We start from the raw sequence: 7,374 nt of genomic DNA, 5'->3' as shown, positions 1-7,374 counted from the left end.
GTCGGGATCGAGCATCCGCAGCAACGTCGCGGTATCCACTAAAGGTGCTTCCTTCCAACAACTCCCGGCCCCTGCGGTGAAGCGCCATTGACCGCGAGGTCACAGTTACGTTGCTGCCACCGACCGGTCGGCAGTGCCGCGCAGGTTCCGGATTCCTCATCGTAGGTGGCGCACATCACAAAATGGGATCACTGGCCGATAACCCGGGCGGGCGGCATCGAGAACGAAACCAGAGGCGACTGCCATACCCTCCGCGCTGATCGGGCGGGCCGAAGCACTGCTCGTCATCGGCATGAAATCCTCAGCCCTTCAGCAGGTCGGGACGATCGGTGAGGGGTGTTGCGCCACCACCACGTGCGGCTCAGGCCTCCTGTGTGCAGCCGATTCCCGCCGACCTCCCGGGTCCGGATCGGGTGGGACCGGGTGTGATGGTTGATCATTCGGCATGTGCAGTGGTGTCGGCGCGGGTCGAAATCGATCCGCAGCAACTTCACGGCTGTGCGCACCCTCGATCGTCGCCGACGGCTTGTGGAGCATCGGTGACGGCAAGGTAACAGTTGCATAGTCAAACCAACTAGTTGCTAGCTTTGCGTCGATTACGGGTAAACGATGGCGAGTGACGCGCCTCACAAGCGGGGCAACGATTCAGATAACCCCGCAGTGAGCGTCACCGAGAAAGAGAAGAGATGTAACCGCTATGACTACCGCGCTATTGGAGCGGGCCGAGACACTGCTCGACACGTTCACCGACAAAGTCATCATCCGCAAAGACCGCCCCTCCATCATCCGCATGGACTGCGGACAGTTGGGCGACCCCTGCGACACGTTCGCCCAGTGCTGCCAATTCCTCGGTCTCCGGGCCTGCGAAGCAGGAATCTGCGTCACCTAGCACGAGGCGGTGGTGTCCGGTGACGGTTCACGCTGCCGGACACCAGCCGGGGCCAGGCACCGGTGTTCGACCCCGGCGCCGACAAACGCCGCAATGTCGTGGACAGAGCCTTCAGCAAGGCCGAAGTGCGCCATGTGCTGTCACCGCCCACTACGAGTGGGCCTGGCTTACCGAGCCGGACTCGACTTCTGCGGCGAATGTCCAACCAACTATGGGGAGATGCGACCCGGCGCCCCCAGCCTGGATCGCACATTCGAATAAGACCCGCTATTATCCGCGCCATTGGGCAGGGCCGTCGTCGATCGTTTCGCGTACGCGGCATCGACACAAAGAAATCAGGCACCATGTCACCGCTGTACTCGAGCGCTCCGAGACACTCCTCGACACCCTCACCGAATCGGCGATCACGCCATGTTCGCTGATTGCTTGACCGCCCCCACCGTGGCGGCCCGCGCCGCGATCGGGGTCGTGTTCGCCCTCGCGGCGATATCCAAAACCAGCCACCCGGCACGGACCGAGTTCCGCACTGCCGTCACCGGACTGGTACCTCGAGCACGCGGCACCTCCGCCGCACTCCTCGCCGCAGCGGTCATCGCCACCGAATGGGTGATCGTGGTGTTGCTCGCGCTGCCCAACCGGGTCACGACCGTGGCCGGGTTCGGGCTGGCCGCAATCACATTGGCCGCGTTCACCACCGCCATCGCCGCTGCGATCCGCCGTGGCACCACCACACCGTGTCGCTGCTTCGGTACCTCCACTCGGCCGGTCTCGCGAATTCAACTGGCCCGCAACATCATCCTGCTTGCGGTGACCGCGACCGGCGTGACCACCACCCTGCTCGCCATAGCTCTCTCCACCGGTCGTAGCACCATCCCGATCGTCGGGTTGTGTATCGCTGCCGGTACCGGGGCCCTGATCGGTGCCGTGTTGACCGTCTTCGAGGACCTGGCCGACCTGTTCACCACTCCCACACCACCATCGGCCGCCGCGACGACTCGACGGTCTGCTCTCCCCTGACAGGAACACCCCTGCGATGAACATCCTGATTGCCCTCACCATCGTCCTGGCCGTCACTACCGGCGGACACTTGATGATCACCCTCGGCCTGGTCCGCCGCCTGCGCGCCCACACCGACCTACTAGACCAACTCACCGACAACACCGACCGGCTGCTCTCGGTCGGTACCACCGTTCCCGCGTTCACCGCACGAACCGTCGACGGCGACACCACGACTGGAGCGAATCTGCGGCACCCGGCTGCGGTGGCGTTGCTGGCGGTCGACTGCCCGCACTGCCGCACCAACCTGCCCGAATTCGTCGCCTACATCCAAGGTGCGGGCTTGCCCCGCGACCACGTCCTGGCCGTCGTCACCACCAACGAACACACCGATCCCGCCGCCCGCCACGACATGCTCGACGCGCTGGCCCCGGTCGCGACCGTGGTGTGTGAGAACGGCACCGACAGTGGCGTCGCCACAGCATTCGACGCCCAAGCCTTCCCGACCTTCTATCTCACCGACCCCGACGCCGTCATCACCTCCGCCACCCACGCCGTCCGCAAACTCCCCAACACCACGACAACCCCCACCCCGGCCCACCACTGACCGGACAACGGGTTTCCGAGATCTGTTCCGGGACTTGCGGTTACGAAGATCGAATACCGGCTCGACCGAAAGGGCCGGACAGAAAGGAACGGCCGTGAGGATCAAGGCCGTCACAATCAGCATCGCCACGGCGTTGGCGGGGTTGACATCGGCAGTGCCGGTATCCGCGCAGGAGATAGCGTTGGCACCGCACGAGCGGGTCGACACCACCCCGACCGGGACACAATTCACCGTGGGGCACACCGGCGAGACGATCGACAAGGTGCCCGCACTCAACCAGACACCGACCTCACTGGAAATGTTCGTCAGCAACACCAGCTACGGCCGCATCACCGGACCCGCCACCGGCACACTCAAAACCGGCTACCTGATCGGCTGCGCGGTCAACCTCACCAACATCTCCGTCGGCCTGTTCGGTCAACTCGGCATCGCACCGGGCGTCACCCTCGGCGGCGGGATCGCCCCCGTGATCACCATCGGCCCCCAAATCGGCGCCGGACCCGAAGTCACCGTGTCCCTGACGCCGGGAGCAATCACCGACGTCCAAGTCGACACCCGGCCACTGACACCCGACACCACCGGGTACCTGATCCACCGCAACACCCACTTCATGCTCAACGGCTGCCTCGGCGGAGCAGGCATCCGCTCCTACACCACCATCACCGTCACCACACCAGAAACCAACGACGGCGACACCGTCTACGGCGACCCCACCAACCTCAACTGACAGGCTTCTTCGAGATCGCCGAAACTCCCCCGCATCCACAATCGAGGTTGGTTCATCACTGCTTCGAGCTTCCCGGCTGTCGCTCGAGGGACTGCGGTTATCCGGTTGCGGCGGAGCGTAATTCGGGTTGTTCGGTCCGGGCAGGGCGTAGCGTGCCGTAGGTGGCGGCGCGCAGGACCCATTCGAGCGGGCCGTAGCGGTGTCTGCGTACGTACCAAGCGCTGATGGCCAGTTGTGCCGCATAGATGGTGACGGCGATGCTCAGCACGGTCCAATCCGATAGGCGCCCGGCGAGTGCGAATCCGTAACCGGTGAAAATGATCGCGGCAATGAGGGATTGGCCGATGTAGTTGGTCGCCGCGATCTTGCCCGCGGGCGCGAAGATCGCCTGTACCGCCGAATGCCGATGCAGCAGACGCAGTATGGTCGCCGCATACGCGGCCGACAGCAGCGGTGCGACGAGGTGGGCGGGACCGGCTAGTGGCCAGTCGGTGAACGCGCCCAGCACGCAGATCGGAATGCCGATTGTGAAGCCGATCCACTGGATTCGGGGCAGCAGCGGCAGATAGCGCTCCGGTTGTTCGAGCAGCCTTGCCTTTCCGGCGACCATCCCGACGATGAACAAGGGCAGCGCGTTGAGGAGACCGAACATCAGGAAGAACGGCACGTGCCCGGCGAAGCCGTCCCAGCGATAGCTCGCCGCGTCCAGCCATCCGGATCGCATCGCGGCCAACGCCTTTGCTTGCTCGGGCGCACCCATATTCATGTTGACGTGCAGTACGTTCAGCGCGGTGTTCACGATCACGACCACGGTGAACGGCACCGATGCCACAATCAGCGCTGTTTTCGGTCGTAACCGGCTCAACGCAAGTAGCACGAGCCCAGCCACGCCGTAATCGAACAGTACGTCGCCAAGGAACAGAAAAACTATGTGCAGCAATCCAATCGCCATCAGCATCAGACACCGGCGCGCTGTGCGTGGCACCGGATCGGCCTGTGCGCGTTCGGCCGAACGGAACTGCATAGTCAGCGAGTAACCGAATAGAAACGAAAACAGCACATAGAACTTGTCGTAGAAGAAGGCGTTCACCACGGAGTGCGCGGAACCGTCGGAGAAACCGCCGGGTGTGGACATGACCATGACATTGACGATGAATATCCCGCCGAGCGCGAAGCCTCTCAGCACATCGAGTGCCGCAATTCTCGGTACCGAAGGGGAAATCGGTTGATTCACGGCGTTTTACAGTAGCCAGCCGATCCCTGCTGCGAATCGTGCCGCAGGTTGATCGAGGGATACCCCCTGGGGATGATGGTCCTCCGCAGGGATGAACTTGCGCTCGGGCTCGTTTTCTTACCTGGTTTTGTCGTTAGTCTGGCGTTGTCTTGCCGATGGTTGCGCAGGATCGGCGACGAAGATCCGATGGCGAATGCCGCCGGATTGTCATGAGGGAAGAGGAGTTCGGAAGATGCGCATTCTTGCCGCGATCATGCTCGCCGTAACATTGCCCATGACCAGCGCCGCCTATGCGCGCGCTACCGATGCGACAAATGTGCCGCCGACATCGGCGATAACGAGTCCGACCACCCAATTACCCGCTCCCACCGGCCCATTCGCGGTCGGCCGCAACGTGGTTCATCTGGTCGACACGGCTCGAAAGGATCCGTGGATACCGGCACAGCCCCGTGAGCTGATGGTCAGCATGTATTACCCGGCGCAGCAGGGCGGTGGGCAGCGTGCGCCGTATGCGACCGACGAGGAGATCCGATTACTGCTCGCCGGCCAGGAGATGACGGGAGTTCCGGTGCAAGCGTTGAGTAAGGCGGGCACCAACGCCGTGGTGGATGCCGCACCGGTCAACGGATCCTATCCGCTGGTGGTGCTGTCGCCGGGTTTTACCGCGTCCCGCTACACGCTCACCGCGCTGAGTGAGGAACTCGCCAGCCGCGGCTATGTGGTGGCCGCCGTCGACCACGCCGGCGAGTCGTTCGGGACCGAGTTCCCGGGTGGCCGGATGTCCACCTGCGTGGCGTGCAAGCAGATCGACGCCGGTACCCCTCTCAGCGTCGTGGCCGAGACCAGGGCACACGACGTTGCCTTCCTGCTCGACAGTCTCACGGCCCGTGAGCCGGTCTGGCCACATGCCCACCTGATCGATACCACCCGGATCGGTATGGCGGGTCATTCGATCGGCGGGGCCAGTGCCGCCGCCGCGATGGCGATCGACGGCAGGGTGCGGGCCGGAGTGAATATGGACGGATCCTTCGACGGCGCCGTGCCGGTAGCGGGATTGGGACAGCGGCCCTTCCTGATGCTCGGCACCGACAGTGACTCGAGGCCGGGCGGCGGCGGGGACCCGTCGTGGGATGAGGCGTGGGGCCGATTGCGGGGATGGAAGCGATGGCTGACTCTGGTTGGCGCGAACCACAACTCCTTCGCTGACACCCTCGCGCTCGCAGAGCAGGCAGGCCTGCCGAACCAAACCGCACTGCGCGGTGGCCGGGCAGTCGATCTCACGCGCGCCTATGTCGCCGCGTTCTTCGATCAGCATCTGCGGGGTGTGGGGCAACCGCTCCTGGACGGTCCTGCCCCCGCCTACCCGGAGGTCCGGTTCAACAAGCCGTGAACCGGACCGGTATTACACGAGGAAGGGAAGTGCGCGAGATGCGCGGCAAACTGTTGTTCGGGATGAGCCTGGCCACGGTGGTGGCGACGGTCGCAGGACTGATCACGGCCTGTGGCGGCGGACAGTCCACAGCGCTGCGATGGTGCCCGACGATACCGGGGCATGAGGTGTCCTGCGGGGTGCTGTCGAGGCCCGTTGTGGTGGATCGACCGGATTTGGGTGACCTCGAGGTGAGTTACGCGCTGGTGCGGCACAGCCGTCGCGACGCACCCGCCGCCGCGACGATCGTGCCCAACCCCGGCGGGCCCGGTGGACCCATGATCGATCAGGCCGCGCCGACGATGAAGTTGGTCGAAACGATGCTGGATGATCACGATCTACTGCTGATCGATCCGCGCGGGACCGGACTGTCCGGCCCGCTGGATTGCGGTATCGGGGACGAAAGACCCGAACTCGAAACCCGTGACCAGCAGCGGCAATTGGTCGCGCGGTGCGGCGAGCGGCTGGGGGCACGCGCGGCGGGCTACACCTCGGCGGCCACTGCCGATGATTTCGATGCCGTGCGTGATCGGCTCGGCATTCCGAAACTGGTGCTCTACGGCCTTTCCTACGGTGCGTATCTGATGCCGATCTACGCGCAGCGCCATCCTGACCACGTGCAGTCGATCGTGTTGTCGGGGGCGTATCCGATCGATTTCGATCCGCTGTCGCGCCCGAGCGCCGAGGCGGTATCGCTGACGCTGCATCGCATTTGCGAGCGCAGCAGGGCGTGCGACGGTGATACCGCGGTAGCCGATCTGACCGCGACGGCTGCCCGTTTGCGCATTCAGCCGATCACTCGCGACGGTCCGCGGCCGCTGGAGTTGACCGAAGCCAAGCTCGCCGACTTGATCTACGAGACCGCGAGCGGCGGCGTCGGTTGGGATCCGACCGCGCGCACTCCGCTGGGTATGGTGCCCACCGCGCTGCACAACGCCGTGCGCGGCGACGATTCGGCACTGTGGGAGTTCGTCGATGCGACCACAGCGTCGCCGGAAGGCGGGGATGACGCGTTGGGGACGGCGGTGGTCTGCAACGACTACGCCACAGTATGGTCGCCGGATGTGCCACCGGCACAACGTGATCTGCGGTATCGGCAGGCACTGGCCGCTACCGCGCCCGGCGAATTCGGCGCTTTCAGTGCCGCGGGGTTCGACGAGGCCCTCAGCGACGGCGGTGATCTCTGCATCCGGTGGCCGAATTCCGGTACCGCACAACCGCATTCGAACGGCATGCCCGATGTCCCGGTCTTGGTGCTGTCGGGTGATCTGGATGCCAATACCCCTGATGCCAACGGCCGGGCGGCGGCCGCCCAGTTCCGGCGGGCCACATTCGTCTCGGTCCCCAATACCGGCCACGTGCCCGGGCTGGAACCCAGCGGATGTGTCACCGGCATCGTCTCCCGATTCATCCGCACCGCCTCACCCGGCGACCTTTCGTGCCTGAACAGCCTCCCGCCGATCGCGGTCACCCCGGTCAGGAACTGAACGGA

The 7,374-nt window shown here is 64.6% G+C and carries 7 protein-coding genes; 6 read left to right on the top strand and 1 reads right to left on the bottom strand.

Annotated elements, in window-relative coordinates:
- Positions 1 to 697: 697 nt before the first annotated feature.
- The 4 genes from ACIA76_RS41960 (at position 698) to ACIA76_RS41945 (ending at position 3,219) form a co-directional block, all read left to right on the top strand.
- The gene (locus ACIA76_RS41960) at positions 698 to 889 is read left to right on the top strand and encodes a hypothetical protein (RefSeq protein WP_397160900.1); all 192 of its coding nucleotides are present in this window, start codon (positions 698 to 700) and stop codon (positions 887 to 889) included.
- 426 nt (positions 890 to 1,315) lie between these two features.
- Positions 1,316 to 1,906 carry a MauE/DoxX family redox-associated membrane protein gene (locus ACIA76_RS41955; protein WP_397160898.1) on the top strand — a complete coding sequence of 197 codons (591 nt, stop codon included), beginning with the start codon at positions 1,316 to 1,318 and terminating at the stop codon, positions 1,904 to 1,906.
- A gap of 16 nt (positions 1,907 to 1,922) precedes the next feature.
- On the top strand, positions 1,923 to 2,492 hold the full coding sequence (locus tag ACIA76_RS41950; protein WP_397160896.1) for a hypothetical protein: 570 nt from the start codon (positions 1,923 to 1,925) through the stop codon (positions 2,490 to 2,492).
- Between the two features lie 94 nt (positions 2,493 to 2,586).
- Entirely contained in the window at positions 2,587 to 3,219 is a 633-nt protein-coding gene (locus ACIA76_RS41945) for an MspA family porin (protein WP_397160894.1), read from the top strand.
- Between the two features lie 97 nt (positions 3,220 to 3,316).
- On the opposite strand, the gene ACIA76_RS41940 is transcribed toward ACIA76_RS41945, so the two are convergent.
- Complete coding sequence (locus ACIA76_RS41940) at positions 3,317 to 4,453, bottom strand: DUF418 domain-containing protein (RefSeq protein WP_397160892.1); 1,137 nt, start codon at positions 4,451 to 4,453, stop codon at positions 3,317 to 3,319.
- A 232-nt stretch (positions 4,454 to 4,685) separates the two neighbouring features.
- On the opposite strand from ACIA76_RS41940, the gene ACIA76_RS41935 reads away from it, so the two are divergent.
- Complete coding sequence (locus tag ACIA76_RS41935; protein WP_397160890.1) at positions 4,686 to 5,843, top strand: alpha/beta hydrolase family protein; 1,158 nt, start codon at positions 4,686 to 4,688, stop codon at positions 5,841 to 5,843.
- Between the two features lie 38 nt (positions 5,844 to 5,881).
- Positions 5,882 to 7,369 (top strand): alpha/beta fold hydrolase, encoded by a 1,488-nt coding sequence (locus ACIA76_RS41930; protein ID WP_397160904.1) that lies wholly within the window; start codon positions 5,882 to 5,884, stop codon positions 7,367 to 7,369.
- Positions 7,370 to 7,374 lie beyond the last annotated feature (5 nt).

Origin of the sequence: Nocardia sp. NPDC051570 (genome assembly GCF_044454005.1) — a bacterium.
GTDB lineage: Bacteria > Actinomycetota > Actinomycetes > Mycobacteriales > Mycobacteriaceae > Nocardia.
Note: the sequence above shows the minus strand (reverse complement) of the source record. Positions and strands in the feature narration are given on the sequence as shown.